This window comes from Microbacterium dextranolyticum (assembly GCF_016907295.1).
GTDB lineage: Bacteria > Actinomycetota > Actinomycetes > Actinomycetales > Microbacteriaceae > Microbacterium > Microbacterium dextranolyticum.
Window position 1 is genome coordinate 508,438 of record NZ_JAFBBR010000001.1, and the last position, 14,707, is coordinate 523,144.

Annotated in this window: 10 protein-coding genes; 5 read left to right on the forward strand and 5 right to left on the reverse strand. The window is 72.7% G+C overall.

The genetic code is table 11. From position 1 onward, the window contains the following. The first annotated feature begins 38 nt into the window (after positions 1-38). The 4 genes from JOE64_RS02210 to JOE64_RS02225 all read left to right on the forward strand — a co-directional run bounded on the left by JOE64_RS02210 (position 39) and on the right by JOE64_RS02225 (position 5,202). Complete coding sequence (locus JOE64_RS02210; RefSeq protein WP_204962753.1) at positions 39-686, forward strand: VOC family protein; 648 nt, start codon at positions 39-41, stop codon at positions 684-686. After that, a complete protein-coding gene (locus JOE64_RS02215) occupies positions 683-1,981 on the forward strand; it encodes a M20 family metallopeptidase (RefSeq protein ID WP_271202421.1) in 1,299 nt (432 codons plus the stop codon). The genes JOE64_RS02210 and JOE64_RS02215 overlap by 4 nt, the downstream gene beginning before the upstream one ends. 526 nt (positions 1,982-2,507) lie before the next feature. Then, positions 2,508-4,286: a malto-oligosyltrehalose trehalohydrolase gene (gene treZ, locus JOE64_RS02220; RefSeq protein ID WP_204962754.1), complete on the forward strand. Its 1,779-nt coding sequence runs from the start codon at positions 2,508-2,510 to the stop codon at positions 4,284-4,286. 61 nt (positions 4,287-4,347) lie between these two features. Next, positions 4,348-5,202 (forward strand): TspO-related membrane protein, encoded by an 855-nt coding sequence (locus tag JOE64_RS02225; RefSeq protein ID WP_307821446.1) that lies wholly within the window; start codon positions 4,348-4,350, stop codon positions 5,200-5,202. Positions 5,203-6,011: 809 nt separating this feature from the next. Here the strand turns inward: JOE64_RS02225 and JOE64_RS02230 are convergent. The 3 genes from JOE64_RS02230 to JOE64_RS02240 all read right to left on the reverse strand — a co-directional run bounded on the left by JOE64_RS02230 (position 6,012) and on the right by JOE64_RS02240 (position 8,245). Further along, entirely contained in the window at positions 6,012-6,737 is a 726-nt protein-coding gene (locus tag JOE64_RS02230; RefSeq protein ID WP_204962755.1) for a glutamine amidotransferase-related protein, read from the reverse strand. Positions 6,738-6,812: 75 nt separating this feature from the next. Further along, entirely contained in the window at positions 6,813-7,631 is an 819-nt protein-coding gene (locus JOE64_RS02235) for a substrate-binding domain-containing protein (protein ID WP_204962756.1), read from the reverse strand. Positions 7,632-7,837: 206 nt separating this feature from the next. Continuing rightward, entirely contained in the window at positions 7,838-8,245 is a 408-nt protein-coding gene (locus JOE64_RS02240) for a transferase (RefSeq protein ID WP_204962757.1), read from the reverse strand. Between the two features lie 97 nt (positions 8,246-8,342). Between JOE64_RS02240 and JOE64_RS02245 the strand changes: the two genes are divergently transcribed. Then, entirely contained in the window at positions 8,343-9,050 is a 708-nt protein-coding gene (locus JOE64_RS02245) for a YitT family protein (protein WP_204962758.1), read from the forward strand. Positions 9,051-9,067: 17 nt separating this feature from the next. Here JOE64_RS02245 and JOE64_RS02250 read toward each other — a convergent pair whose 3' ends face one another. Further along, a complete protein-coding gene (locus JOE64_RS02250) occupies positions 9,068-9,841 on the reverse strand; it encodes a DNA-formamidopyrimidine glycosylase family protein (RefSeq protein WP_204962759.1) in 774 nt (257 codons plus the stop codon). 55 nt (positions 9,842-9,896) lie between these two features. After that, on the reverse strand, positions 9,897-14,702 hold the full coding sequence (locus JOE64_RS02255; RefSeq protein ID WP_204962760.1) for an ATP-dependent helicase: 4,806 nt from the start codon (positions 14,700-14,702) through the stop codon (positions 9,897-9,899). Positions 14,703-14,707 lie beyond the last annotated feature (5 nt).

Sequence of the window (14,707 nt, forward strand, 5' to 3'; positions counted from 1 at the left end):
CCCCCCCCGATAGCCCCGATAGCGAGGACGCCCCCCCCATGAGCATTCCCACCCTTCTCGACCACGTCGTGATCGCCGGCCCCGATCTTCCGGCCCTCATCGACTGGTTCGCCGAGCGCACCGGCGTCGTCGCCGCCCCCGGCGGCGCGCACCCGACCGGAACCGCCAACGCGCTCGTCGCCCTCACCGTCGACGGCGCGCGCGGACCGCAGTACATCGAGCTCATCGGCCCCAACCCCGAGCGCACCGATCCGGCGCTGCCCGAGACCTTCGGCATCGCGACGCTCACGGGGCCGAGCGTGCAGGCGTACGCCGTGCACCCCGCCGACATCGAGGCGACCGTCGCCACGGCGCGCGCCGGCGGCTACGACCCGGGCGATGTCAGCGACCTGTCGCGCCGCACGCCCGACTGCACGCTGCTCGAGTGGCGGCTCACGCGCGGTGAGAACCGGCGCATCGACGTGCCGTTCCTCATCGACTGGGGCACGACGCCCCAGCCGGGCCTCAGCGACATCCCGGTGATCGAGCTCGTCTCGCTCGTGCGCACTGAGCCCGACCCCGCGCCGCTGCAGCAGATTCTCGGCGCGTACGACCTCGACGACGGCGTGGCCGAGGTCGTCGTCGGCGACGAGCCGGGCTTCCGACTGACGCTCCGCACGGCCACCGGCGACCTCGTCGAGCTGTGAGCACCGACGTGCCCTCGGCCGCGGGCGCGGCGCCGGCCCTGCCGGGCGACGCCGAGCTCGCCGCCGCCGTCGAGCGGCTGCGCCCCGAGCTCGCCCGCCTCGCGCGTGAGCTGTACGACGAGCCCGAGATCGGCTTCGAGGAGCACGCCTCGGTCGCCCGGATCGCGGCGCTGCTCGCCGCGCACGGGGTGGATGCCGAGGTCGGAGCCTTCGGGCTCGACACCGCCCTGCGCGCCGTCGCCGGAGCGGCGGTCGGCGATGCGAGCGGCGCGAGCGACCCCGGTGCGGGCGTCGCGGCATCCGCCCCGCACTTCGCGATCATCGCGGAGTACGACGCGCTGCCGGGGATCGGTCATGCGTGCGGGCACAACATCATCGCTGCGGTCGCGGTCGGTGCGTTCCTCGCGGCGGCGCCGGTCGTCGCTCGCCTCGGCGGCAGGCTGTCGCTGATCGGCACCCCCGCTGAGGAGAACGGCGGCGGCAAGGAGCTCATCATCCGCGCCGGAGGCTTCGACGACGTGGACGCCGCGGGCATGGTCCACCCCTCGAGCGGATCGGGCACGAGCTCCGTGCTCGGGCAGCGCACGAGCGGGGTGCGGCGGGTCGCCGTCACCTTCCATGGCCGCGCGGCGCACGCCGCCGGCGCGCCATGGCTCGGCCGCAACGCGCTCGACGGCGTCGTCACGGCGTACCAGAGCGTCGCGCAGCTGCGTCAGCACATCCTGCCGACCGACCGCCTGCACGGGATCATCACCGACGGCGGCGCGGCGCCCAACATCGTCCCGGAGCGCGCGTCGGCCCTGTTCTACGTGCGCTCGGCCGACGTTCCGGCGCTGCGCGAGCTCACCGACCGGGTCGTCGCAGTGCTCGAGGGTGCGGCGCTCGCCACCGGCACCCGCGCCGAGATCGACGTCGACCCCGTGCCCCCGTACCTGCCGTTGCAGACCAACACGGCGCTGACCTCGCGCTGGACCGAGGCGTTCGCCGAGCGCGGCCACGAGATCCCGCCGCCGGCCGCGCCGCCGCAGGGGGGACCCTCCACCGACATGGGCAACGTCAGCCGGCTCGTGCCCTCGATCCACCCCTCGCTCGGGCTCGGCGGCCCCGACGACGTCTTCCCGCACAACGCGGCCTTCGCCAACCTCACGGTGCTGCCCGCCGCGATCGACGCGCTGGTGGATGCCGCCGCCGCCCTCGCCGCGACGGCTGTCGCCTACGTCGCCGACCCCGAGCTGCGCGCCGCTGCCGCGGCGGAGTTCGCGGCATCCGGGGGCCCCTCCCGCTGGGAGGGGTGACGCGGGCGCGCCGCGCGGCGCGCGCCGTGCGATCGTGCGACGTCGACGAACTCCGCAGATGGTGGCGTACTCCGCAGGCATCCGGGCGTTCGGGTGCGGAGTTCGTGACATTCTGCGGAGTTGGAGACGTTGGCCGGGTTGCTGGGGTGCGACGCCGCCGAGGCGTGCGGTCGGTGGTGGATGCCAGGGGTGGCAAGAGCCCGTGGGCCGCGGCGTGCGGCGGCACGCGCAGGAACTCCGCAGATCGTCGCGTACTCCGCAGGCATCCGGGCGTTCGTGTGCGGACTTCGTGACATTCTGCGGAGTTCGTGAGGGAGCGCCGGGTCGCTGAGGGAAGCTGGCACGTCACGGGATGCCACGGCCCAGATGCCACGTGCGGGATGCCACGGCCCGGATGCGATCCCACGGTGCCCAGTGACGCCACGCCCCGGACGCCACGTTCCCCGGACGCCACACGCCCGTACGTGGAGGCCGCGGCGCGCGCAAGGGGGCTCGACCCCGCCCGCGACCGGGGCAGGATGGTGCCATGACGATCGAGGTGTGGGCTCCGAAGGCCGAACGGGTGCGACTGCGGCGGCCGGGGCGCGACGATGTCGAGCTCGTCGCCACGGACGCGGGGTGGTGGCGGTCGGATGCCTCACCGGAGCCCGGCGAGGAGTACGGGTTCGTGCTGGGCGACGCCGATGTCGCCCGCCCCGACCCGCGGTCCCGCCGTCAGCCCCGCGGAGTGCACGAGCTGTCGGCGGCGGACGACCCGGCATCCTTCGTCTGGACCGACGGGGGCTGGAGCGGGCGCCGCCTCGACGGCGGGCTGATCTACGAGCTGCACGTCGGCACGTTCACGCCCGAGGGCACGCTCGACGCGGCGGCGGGCAGGCTCGCGTATCTGGTCGATCTCGGCGTCACCCACGTCGAACTCCTGCCGGTCAACGCGTTCAACGGCACCCACAACTGGGGCTACGACGGCGTGCTCTGGTACGCCGTGCAGGAGGAATACGGCGGACCCGAGGCCTACCGCCGGTTTGTCGACGCCGCGCATGCGGCTGGCCTCGCGGTCATCCAGGACGTCGTCTACAACCACCTCGGGCCGTCGGGCAACTACCTTCCCGAGTTCGGGCCGTACCTGCGCGAAGGTCCCGGAAACACCTGGGGTGCGAGCGTCAACCTCGACGAACGCGCGGTGCGCGACTACATCGTGGACAACGCCCTGATGTGGTTGCGCGACTTCCACGTCGACGGGTTGCGGCTGGATGCCGTGCACGCCCTGCACGAGTCGGACGGCACTCCCGTGCACATCCTCGCCGAGCTCTCCGCACGCGTCGATGCGCTGGCCGAACAGGTCGGCCGACCTCTCACCCTGATCGCCGAGAGCGACCTCAACGACCCCGTGATGATCACGCCGCGCGCGGAGGGCGGCTATGGCATCCATGCGCAGTGGGTGGATGACTGGCACCACGCCGCCCACGTCGCCCTCACCGGCGAGACCGCGGGGTACTACTCCGATTTCGCCGACCCCGAGGCGCTGCCCAAGACCTGGCGCGGCGGCTTCTTCCACGACGGCACCTACTCGTCGTTCCGGGAGGAGGACTGGGGCGCTCCGGTTTCGCTCGACGCCCCGTCGTGGCGATTCGTCGAGTTCGCCCAGGACCACGACCAGGTCGGCAACCGTGCGGCGGGCGACCGGCTCAGCCAGTCGCTGTCGTTCGAGCGCCTCGCGGTGGCGGCAGTGCTCACGATGACCGCGCCGGGCACGCCCATGCTGTTCATGGGGGAGGAGTGGGGGGCATCCACCCCCTGGCAGTTCTTCACCTCGCACCCCGAGCCCGAGCTCGCCGAGGCGACCCGTCGAGGGCGCACCGCCGAGTTCGCCCGCATGGGGTGGGATCCGGCGCTCGTCCCCGATCCGAACGATCCGGCCACGTTCGAGCGCTCGAAACTCGACTGGGCCGAGGCGGAGCAGGGCGACCATGCGCGGCTGCTGTCGCTCTACCGGGGGCTTGCGAGGCTGCGGCGGGAGCACCCCGAGCTCACCGACTCGGATCGAACCGGCCACGGCGCCGAAAACGTCGGGCCCGGCCGGTGGATCCTGCACCGCGCGGCCGCGACGGTGTACGTCAATCTGTCGGATGCCCCGTGGACGATCGAGTCAGGGCCTGGCGATGAGGTCTGGATCTCGACGGGCGCGGCCGACGGGACGCCCGTGCCCGAGGGTGCCTTCGTGCTGACGCCTGAATCCGCCGGAGTGGTGGGGCCGGCGGCATCCTCGCGTATGACTCGTCGATACGCGGAGAACACCGCCGAGTGACCGGGTCCGTCGCCTGTCAAGGGACTGCCATCGGCGCCGTGGAACGCATACCGTCGATGGCATGACCTCATCCCCCCGCCCCGAGGCCGATCTCCATCCGCCGGCCGATCGCCCTGCTCGCGTGACCGACCTCGCCCGTCAGATCGTCGTGATCTCGGCCGTCGTCTTCATGATCATCGCCGCGATGTTCGGGGTGGGACTGTTCGGCGGCACGAATGTGCGCGACCTGCAGAACGGCGCGCTCGCCGCGGATGCCACGGCGCTCGCCCCGGCGACCCAGGCGTTCTCGATCTGGTCGGTCGTCTACCTCTTGATGATCGCGTACGCGATCTGGCAGGCCCTGCCCGGCGAGCGCACGCGCGAGCGGCAGCGGACGGTCGGCTGGTGGGTCGCCCTCACCGCCGTGCTCAACGGTGGATGGCTCCTCGCCGCGCAGTATCTGAACCTTCTCGCGACCGTGGTGGCGATCGTGGCGCTCCTCGTCGCCCTGTGCATCACGATGCGTCGGCTCGTGCTCTCGCCGGCCGAGCGCTGGATGGATCGCCTGCTGCTCGACGGCACTGTCGGCATCCACCTGGGCTGGGTGGCTCTCGCCACCGTCGCGAACATCGCGGCGTGGCTGGGTGCCGAGGTGGTCCCCGCGCCCGGCGAGGCGGCGCAGACCGCCTGGGCGATCGGCGTTCTGGTGGTCGTGGGTCTCATCGGGGTCGCGCTGGTCGTCGGTGCGGGTGGACGGATCGCCCCCGCCCTCGCCATGGCGTGGGGTCTCGTCTGGATTGGCGCCGCCCGCACCTCGGGCGAGCCGCATGCGCCCGCCGTCGGAGCCACGGCGTTCATCGTGGCCGCCGTGATCCTGTTGTCTGCCGCGCTGGCGATGGTGCGCCGCCGCACGGTCGCCGGCGCCATCGGCGACTGACCCTGGCATCCGCCCCTCGCGCTGCGCGCTGCGGCGTGCGGCGTCGCGGCGTGCTGCGTCGCGGCGACACGGCGTCCGTGAGAAACCAGATTCGTGTCGAGAAACCGCGGCTGGGGGTGTTTCTTGTGCTCGAGATGGATTCTCGGCGGCGGCGGCAGCGGCAGCAGCGGCAGGGGCAGGGACAGGGGCGGCAGCAGTGGCAGCAACGACTGCAGCGCGCCGTAGCGGATGCCTGGTGGTGAGAAACCAGACTCGGGTCGAGAAACTAGGGCTAGGGGTGTTTCTCGCGCGGGAGATGCTTTCTCAGCGACGGCGGCGGCAGCAACGACTGCAGCGCGCCGTGGCAGGGCGCGTCGTGGCAGTAGCGCGGCGGTGGCGGATGCCTGGGGCGAGAAACCAGATTCGTGTCGAGAAACCAGGGCTTGCGGTGTTTCTCGCGCTGCAGATGGTTTCTCGGCAGCGGCAGCGGCAGCGGCAGCGGCAGCGGCAGCGGCAGCGGCAGCAGTTGCAGCGCGCCGTGTCAGGGCGCGCGGCGGCAGCGGCGCGCGGCGGACGCCTGGGGTGAGAAACCAGATTCGTGTCGAGAAACCAGGGCTTGCGGTGTTTCTCGCGCTGCAGATGGTTTCTCGGCAGCGGCAGCGGCAGCGGCAGCGGCAGCAGTTGCAGCGCGCCGTGTCAGGGCGCGCGGCGGCAGCGGCGCGCGGCGGACGCCTGGGGTGAGAAACCAGATTCGTGTCGAGAAACCAGGGCTTGCAGTGTTTCTCGTGCGGGAGATGGTTTCCCGAGCCGAGCCGAGCCGAGGCGCGGCCTCAGAACGCGGTGGCGAACGCGCGCAGGATGCGCGGAGGCTCGCTGAGCGACGCGGCCAGCACCTGGGCGGCGATCGCGTCGTAGTCGCCGGCGGCGAAGTAGCCGTCGTCGCGATAGACGGCCATGCGTTCCGTGAAGGCGCGACCCGTCGGCTCGGGGTGGAACTGCGTCGCGTAGAGCGTCGTTCCGACCCGGTATGCCTGCACGGGGCATCCGTCGTTCTCGGCGAGCAGCACCGCCCCGTCGGGCAGCGTTCCCGTGCCCTCTTTATGCGCGGTCAGCGCGGTGAACGACTGTGCGAGGGGCCCGAACAGCGGGTCGCGGCGCCCCTCGTCGGTGAGGGTGACGACGGTCGGGCCGGTGTCTTCGGGGTACGCGCGCGTCACGTCGCCGCCCAGCACACGGGTGGCGACGCCGATCCCGTAGCAGGTGAAGAGCGCTGCGGTCTCTCCGGCGGCCGCGGCCGCGGCGAGACGGGCGAGGCCGTCCTCGACGCGGCGCTGTGCGTCGGTCTTGCTCGACTCGGGGTCGCTGACGTTGAACGGGCTGCCGCCGACGACGGCTCCGCGCCAGCGCGACGCAAAGTCGTCGGGCAGCGGGTCACGCACGAGATCCCAGCGCTCGAGCGCGGCCTCGTCGAGTCGCATCGCGGCGCGGAACGACTCGTACTCGGCCTCGGCGGCACCCGCTTGGGGGCGGGCGCAGAGATAGACGAGCGGAGCCATGGCGACGATTCTACGTCGGGGCGTCGCCTCGACGTCGGGTGTGTGACACCGCGACGGCGGGTGTGACGAGATGCGTCAGCGGGACGAGTTGGCCGTGCGGCCCCGGACGATCCCGATGAACGCGTCGACGAGCGGGGGCGTCTCGCCGTCGTCGCGCCAGGCGAGGGCCACGGGCGAGAGCGGGCCGTCCACGAGCGGCCGGTGCGCGACGTCCTTCCGGTGGTGCAGTCGCGCGAGCGACATGGGCACGATCACGACGCCGACCCCGGCCGCGACGGTCGCGATCGCCTCGCCGACGCCCGCGGGCGGATCGAACCGCGGCGCGAGGGTACCGGGCACCTCGACCGCGAGTGGTGCGTCACGGGGCACGATGACGATCTCGCCGACGAGGTCGTCGAAGGTCAGCTCATCGGCAGCGGTCAGGTGGGAGTCCGCCGCGCACACGACGACCGCCACCTCGTCGTACAGCGGGATGACATGCAGGCCGCTGCGCTCGATCGGCAGGCGCACGAGCGCGGCGTCGACGCTGTCGCGGGCGGCGTGGCCGGCGTCGGATGCCTGCGGTGCACGCAGCGCAGAGCGCTGATCGGCCATCCCCAGAGCCACCAGTTCGAGGGCGATGTCGGGGTGGCGCTCCTTCCACACGTCGATCCATTTGCCGGGCGTGGCGCCCTCGATCGCGCCGAGGCGGAAGGGTCCGGCGGGCAGGGCAGGTGCGGCGGAGGTTCTCGCCGACGAGGCGCCTCTCGTCGAGGAGGGCTTCGCGGGCTTCGTCGGCTTCGAGGCTGTGCCTCCGCGTGCGCCTCCTTTGACCGGAGCGCCCGAGCTGCCGGTATGCCGACGGGCGCGCCCCGCACCCGCGCCGCGCGCGCCGCGTCCGCCCGTCGTGGCCATGAGGCCAGCGTACCGGCGCACCGGACCCGCACCCGCCGTGCCCCGCCATCCGCGCGCTCAGCGCGCGCGGGTCGCCGAATCCGGTCGGGCGCCGGTCGCACGGGATGCCTGGGGGCGCGCCTGCTCGAAGGACAGAGCACAGACGCCGACCGCCGGGCGGGCGCCGCTCCCGAGGGGCCGACCAGCCGTCGGTGATGCGCCGATGATCAGGCCGCGAGCCGCAGTCCGCGCTGGTCGGTGGCCACCTGCTCGCCGTCGGCGATCTGGATGTCGTCGCCGATCAGAGAGCCGCCGGCGACGCGTGCGCGCGCACCCACGACGGCGCGCACACCGATCTTCGCGCCGGAGCCGATCGCCGCGCCCGATCCGATGTGCGCGTGCGGAGCGATCTCGGCGTCGGGGCCGATGACGGCGTCGGGCTCGATCCAGACGCCGCGGCCGATGTGCGCACCGGCCGCGATCTGCACACCCGGCTCGATGTAGGCGCCCGCCTCGACGAGCGCGCTCGCATGCACCTTGGCGCCGTTGGCGATCAGGCCTCGCCCGTTCACGTGCTTGCGGTAACGGAGCGTCCGGCCCTGATCGTCTTCGATGTCGACGTAGTTCTTGCCCACTGAAGTCCTCCTGACCGTGTCAACGATCTCCGTCCGCGGATCATTCCCGGCGTCGTGGCAGGCCGTCCGTGCCGCCGCGCTTGCGATGATGGATGCCATGCCCCCCACCCCGCCCGAGGCGTCAGGCGCCCCCGTCGACGATGCCGATGAGTTCGCGACGGGCAGAAGGCCAGACCCCGCCACCGCGCCGTCGCTCGTGTTCGACGCCAAAGCCCAGGAGCACTCCATCGTCGAGGACATCCTCGGGATCGGCACCGGGACGTTCCTCACCTCGCTCGGATTGCACGTGCTCCACGCCGCGCACGCGGTCACCGGAGGCACCGCCGGACTCTCGCTGCTGCTCGGCTACGCCACCGGCTGGCCGTTCTGGGTGCTGTTCCTGGCGATCAACGTGCCGTTCGCCCTCCTCGCCGTCTGGCGTCGCGGGTGGGACTTCACGCTCCGCACCATCCTGTGCGTCGGGCTCGTCTCGGGCTGGGCGCTGGTGCACGACGCCCTGTTCCCGATCGCGACGATCGAACCCTGGTACGGCACCCTGACGGGGAACCTGCTCGCCGGCGTCGGCGTGCTGATCCTGTTCCGACACCGCGCGAGCGTCGGAGGCGTCAACATCATCGGGCTCGAGGTGCAGGACCGCACGGGCTTCCGGGCGGGCTGGACGATGATGATCTTCGACGTGCTCATCATCCTGTGCGCGCTCGCCGTGATCCCGTGGACGGGCGTCGTGATGAGCGCACTCGGCGCGGTGCTGCTGAACCTGGTGCTCGCACTCAACCATCGACCCGGCCGATACCTCGGCCACTGAGGCCGCAGCCGGGGGGGTCAGGTCTGGCAGCGCGGGCACCAGAACACGATGCGCTCGCTCGTCTCGGAGGCCCCCAACTCGGTGCGACGGATGGGGGTGCCGCAGCGGCGGCACGACCGCCGTTCGCGTCGGTAGACCCAGTTCTGCCGCCCGGGGCGGCTGTCACCGGTGAACGTGCGTCCGTTCCGGTCGCGGTTGGCCCGGATCATCCGCGACGCGGTGTCGACTAGGCCCACGGCATCCACTTCTGTCGCGGGACGCGTCGGCAGGATGCCCCGGACGAACAGCAGCTCGTTGGCGTACTCGTTGCCGAGTCCGGCGAGATTGCGCTGGTCGAGGATCGCGACGTGGACGGCGCGCGGGTCGGATGCCACCCGGCGTGCGGCCTCGGCAGCATCCCAGTCCGGGCCCAGAAGATCGGGACCGAGGTGGCCGACCAGCTGGTCCTCATCGGAGGTCGGCACGAGATCGACCATCGCGATCTCGAAGCCGACCGCGACGGCCTGCGCTGTGCCGACGATCGCCCGCGCCTGGTGGGCGGGGGAGCGCCACGCCTCGCCCGGCCGGAAGAGAAGCCAGCGGCCCTCCATCTTCAGATGCGAGTGCAGCGTGTACTCACCGATCCGCATCAGCAGGTGCTTTCCCCGCGCTGTCACCTCGTGCACGATCTCGCCGGTGAGATCGGCGGTGGCGTGGCGCGGCACCCGGAGGTCGAACCGCGTCACCTCGTGGCCGGCGAGAGCCTCATGCAATCGCCGCGCCGCACGGAAGACGGTGTCGCCTTCAGGCATCCCTCGACCCCGTCCGCATCTCAGCCATAGGTCGACCCCGCTCCGCTCGGCGGTCTCATCGCTGCCGCCGCAGGGTGAGGCCCTTGCTGGATTCCACGAAGCCGGCGCCGAGCAGTGCGCGACCGGCCGGGGTGCCGTAGACGAAGGCTCCCGAGACCTGCTCGACGGTGAGCGTGTCGAGGCGGCGCGATCGGGCCGTCTCGACGAGGCTGCGGGCGGCGGCGGCGAGCACCTCGTCGTCGTCGGTGAAGACCAGCGCGGAGCGCCCGCCGCGCTCGAGGTAGAGCACGAGCGCGCCGTCGACCAGGGTCACCAGGCCTCCCGCCTTGCGACCGGGCCGGTGCGCGACGCCCTCGAGCGCCGGCCAGCCGAGCGCGGCGCCGTAGGGGTTCGCGGGATCCGTCGCCGCGAGCGTGACCGCGATGCGGGGCGCCGGATCGGGGAGCGCGGCGTACTCGCGCAGCCGGTCGACCGTCGCGGAGACCGCGAACTGGGCCGCGCCGAGCTTCTCGACGAAGTAGCCGCGGCGCGTGTGGCCGGCGTCTTCGAACCCCGCCAGGGTGCGGTAGGCCTGGGCGAATCCGCCGGGCATCCCCTCGTTCTGCACGCTGCCGCGCGTGACGACGCCGTATCGCTCGAGCAGCAGGCTCGCCGCGGCGGCCGTCCGCAGCGCGCCGTCGGTGCCGGCCGGGGGCAGCAGCGACCATCGGCCGCCGATGAGCGGGGGGCGCGGGGCCGGGGCGGCCCCGGTCGTACGCACACCGGCGAGCGGCGAGCCACGGAACATCCGGGCGCGCGGCGCCCGGCGCACGGTGCGGTGGGCCTGCGAGCCGCCGCCGAGCAACGAGCGGATCGGAGCGAACGTGTCGTTGGTGACGCGGGCAGTCCAGGTGAGGTTCCACAGCGCCTCGACGACCGACTGCTCGCTCTCGGCGCCGACCATGCCGGCCAGCTGCCCGGCGAAGAATGCGCCTCCGCCCGCCAGCACGTCGACGATGCGCTGTTCGAGCGCAGTCGTGGCAGACACGTCGCCGTCGCGGTCGGCGGGAGTCTGTGCCGTCGCGATCGTGAGCGCGACGGTGTCGGCGGGATGCAGCGCGATCCAGCCGTCGCGCCCGGGGAGCGATCCGTGCCCCGACCACAGCACCTCGCCCGTCGCCGTCAGTTCGTCGAGCATCGTCGAGCTGTAGTCGCGGACGCGCGAGGGCAGCACCAGCGACTCCCAGGAACTCGCCGGCAGCGGCACACCGGCGAGCTGTTCGACGACGGCGAGCACGCCGTCGACGCCATCGAGGGGGCGGCCTCCTGCCGAGCCCGAGACGTGCTGCCACGACGGCAGGAAGCGTGCAAAGGCGTCGGGCGACACGGGTTCGACCGTGCCGCGGATCGCCGCGAGCGACCGCAGCCGCAGACGGCGCAGGACTTCGGTGTCACACCACTCCGCGTCGCCGCCCGCGTCGGACGCCGCGCCCGCCTGCGGCGGTGCGGACGGGCCGGGCAGGAAGAACCCGCTCGAGAGCCGTCCCTGCGATTCGAGTCGTTGCAGTGCCTGGCGGGCGACGGCGACGCCGATCCCGAGCCGGGTCGCGACATCCGTCGTGCGGAACGGCCCGTGGGTGCGCGCATGCCGTGCCACGAGGTCGGCGAGCGGATCGGCGAACGGTTCGAGGAACGCATTCGGGATGCCGACGGGCAGAGCGAGCCCGAGGGCGTCACGCAGGCGGCCGGCGTCCTCGATCGCTGCGAACCGGTGCGCCCCGGCCATGGCCACGGGAATCGCACGGCGGGCGTCGACGAGCCCGTCGAGAAGTGCCCCGGCGGTCGCCGCATCGGCGGATGCCCGTGCGCCCGGCTCGTCGGTGGGGGAGGCGTCGGTACTCGCCGGATCGAGGCGTTCGGCCACCTCGTCGACGCTCAGGGGTCCGAGCAGCCGCAGCAGATCGGCGATGCCCTCGACGCCGCGGGCCCGCCGATCCGGGGACAGACGCTGCGCCTCGGCCTCGAACTGCGCAATGACGCCGGGGTCGAGCAGCTCTCGCATCTCGACCTTGCCGAGCAGCTCCGACAGCAGCGCCGGGTCGACCGACAGGGCGGCCGCGCGGCGCTCGGCGAGGGGGGAATCCCCCTCGTACATGAAGGCGCCGACGTAGCCGAACAGCAGGTCGCGCGCGAACGGCGAGGGCTGCGTCGTGGTCGTCTCGACGAGCCGGATGCGCCGATCGCCGATCGAGCGCGCGAGCCGCAGCAGCGCCGGCAGGTCGTAGACGTCCTGCAGCACTTCGCGGAGCGTCTCGAGGATGATCGGGAACGTCGGATGGTTCTTCGCGACCTCGAGCAGCTGGGCCGACTTCTGCCGCTGCTGCCAGAGCGGTGACCGCTTGTTCGGGTTGAGGCGGGGGAGCAGCAGCGCGCGTGCCGCGCACTCGCGGAACCGCGAGGCGAACAGCGCCGACCCGCCGACCTCGTCGGTCACGATCTGTTCGAGCTCGTCGGGTTCGAAGACGAACAGCTCCGCGCCGGGGGGCTCGGCCTCGGCATCCGGGACGCGCACGATGATCCCGTCGTCGCTCGCGACCGCCGACCCCTCGACGCCCAGGCGCTCGCGCACCCGCGCGTTCACGGCCAGCGCCCACGGCGAGTGGACGTGCATGCCGTACGGGGAATGCAGGATGATCCGCCAATCGCCGACCTCGTCGCGGGAACGCTCCACCGTCAGCGTTCTGTCGGTCGGAAGGGTGCCGGTGGCCTCCTTCTGCTCGGCGAGGTAGGAGAGCAGGTTGCCGATCGCGTTGTCGTCGAGTCCCGAGTCGCGCAGCCGCGCCGTGGCCTTCTCGGGCGCCGCGCCGGCGATCTCGCGCGAGAACGCGCCGAGGGCCTCGCCGAGCTCTGCGGGGCGGCCGAGACCGTCGCCGTGCCAGAACGGCAGCTTGCCGGGCTGGCCGAAGGCGGGCAGCACGTTGACCCGGTCGTGGGTGATCTCGGCGATGCGCCACGACGTGGTGCCGAGGGTGAACACGTCGCCGACGCGCGACTCGTAGACCATCTCCTCATCGAGCTCGCCGACGCGGGCGTTGCGGGTCTCGCCGGCGACGAACACGCCGAACAGCCCCCGGTCGGGGATCGTGCCGCCGCTCGTGACGGCGACGCGCTGCGCGCCGGGGCGCCCCGCGAGCGTGCCGTGGTCGCGGTCCCAGACGACGCGGGGCCGCAGCTCGGCGAACTCGTCAGAGGGGTACTTGCCGGCGAGCAGATCGAGGGTCGCCTCGTAGGCCGATCGGGGCAGCGTGCGGAAGGGTGCAGACCGGCGGACCGTCTCGAACCAGGTCTCCACGTCGAGGGCGCCCGTCGCGCAGGCGGCGATCGTCTGCTGAGCGAGGATGTCGAGCGGATTGCTCGGCACAGAGATCGCCTCGATGCGACCGGCGAGCATGCGCTCGGTCACGACGGCGGTGTGCAACACGTCGCCGCGGTGCTTGGGGAACAGGGCGGCGCGGCTGACCTCGCCGACCTGGTGGCCGGCGCGGCCGACGCGCTGCAGGCCGGATGCCGCAGACGGCGGAGCCTCGACCTGGATGACGAGGTCGACCGCGCCCATGTCGATGCCGAGCTCGAGCGAACTCGTCGCGACGACGCACCGCAGCGCGCCGCTCTTCAGCTCGTCCTCGACCTGGGCGCGCTGCTCCTTCGACACCGACCCGTGGTGGGCCTTCGCCAGCACGGGTTCGGCCCCCGACGAGGCGCCCGCCTGCGCCATCATCGCGGCGGGCGGCTTCGCGCCGCCGGGAGCGCTCGCGGCGCCCGCGGCCGGGTCGAGCCGTTCGGTGTAGATCTCGTTCAGTCGCCCCGTCAGTCGTTCTGCCAGACGCCGCGAATTGGCGAACACGATCGTGGACCGGTGGGCGAGCACCCGGTCGACGATCGCCTCTTCGACGTGGGGCCAGACCGACCCGGTGATCTCGGGCTGCGCGGGCGTCGAGAACCAGTCGCCGTCGCCCGCATCGCCGGCGTCGCCCCCTGCGGCATCGGAGGTCGACGGCGGCTCGTCGGAGCGCGGCGGAGGCGGCGGGTGCAGCATGTCGTCGATCGGCACGACCACCGACAGGTCGAACGCCTTGGTGGCCCGCGGCGCGACGATCTCGACCGGGGCAGATCCGCCGAGAAAACGTGCCACCTCGTCGATCGGCCGTACGGTCGCCGACAGCCCGATGCGCTGGGCCGGGGCGTCGAGCAGGGCGTCGAGGCGTTCGAGGCTGACCGCCAGGTGTGCGCCGCGCTTGGTCGCGGCCACGGCGTGCACCTCGTCGACGATCACGGTGTGCACGCCCCGCAGGGTCTCGGATGCCTGACTCGTCAGCATCAGGTAGAGCGACTCCGGCGTCGTGATGAGGATGTCGGGCGGATCGGTGAGCAGCCGGCGCCGGTCGGCAGAGGTCGTGTCACCCGAGCGCACACCGACCGTGACCTCCGGAACGGCGAGACCGAGCCGCCGCGCCGACTGGCGGATGCCGACGAGCGGCGACCGGAGGTTCCGCTCCACGTCGACTCCGAGCGCCTTGAGGGGCGACACGTAGAGGATGCGAGTGGCGGGGGCATCCGTCGGCTTCTTCGCGGCCCGCCGCCGCGGTGCGCGCTCGTCGCCGTCGCCCGCGGGCGGGGCGACCGGCTTCTCACGGAACACCCTGTCGATCGCCCAGAGGAACGCCGAGAGGGTCTTGCCCGAGCCTGTGGGCGCGACCACCAGCGCGTGGCGGCCGTGCGAGATCGCCTCCCACGCTCCCGCCTGCGCCGTCGTCGGCTGGGCGAACGCGCCGCGGAACCAGTCCTGCGTCGCAGGACCGAACCGCTCGAGCACGTCAGCCATCGGTC

Excerpts from the sequence above, each read along its gene's own strand:
- JOE64_RS02210 (WP_204962753.1), top strand. The coding sequence starts at position 39 with ATGAGCATTCCCACCCTTCTCGACCACGTCGTGATCGCCGGCCCCGAT.
- treZ (WP_204962754.1), top strand. The coding sequence starts at position 2,508 with ATGACGATCGAGGTGTGGGCTCCGAAGGCCGAACGGGTGCGACTGCGG.
- JOE64_RS02225 (WP_307821446.1), top strand. The coding sequence starts at position 4,348 with ATGACCTCATCCCCCCGCCCCGAGGCCGATCTCCATCCGCCGGCCGAT.
- JOE64_RS02230 (WP_204962755.1), bottom strand. The coding sequence starts at position 6,737 with ATGGCTCCGCTCGTCTATCTCTGCGCCCGCCCCCAAGCGGGTGCCGCC.
- JOE64_RS02235 (WP_204962756.1), bottom strand. The coding sequence starts at position 7,631 with ATGGCCACGACGGGCGGACGCGGCGCGCGCGGCGCGGGTGCGGGGCGC.
- JOE64_RS02245 (WP_204962758.1), top strand. The coding sequence starts at position 8,343 with ATGCCCCCCACCCCGCCCGAGGCGTCAGGCGCCCCCGTCGACGATGCC.
- JOE64_RS02250 (WP_204962759.1), bottom strand. The coding sequence starts at position 9,841 with ATGCCTGAAGGCGACACCGTCTTCCGTGCGGCGCGGCGATTGCATGAG.
- JOE64_RS02255 (WP_204962760.1), bottom strand. The coding sequence starts at position 14,702 with ATGGCTGACGTGCTCGAGCGGTTCGGTCCTGCGACGCAGGACTGGTTC.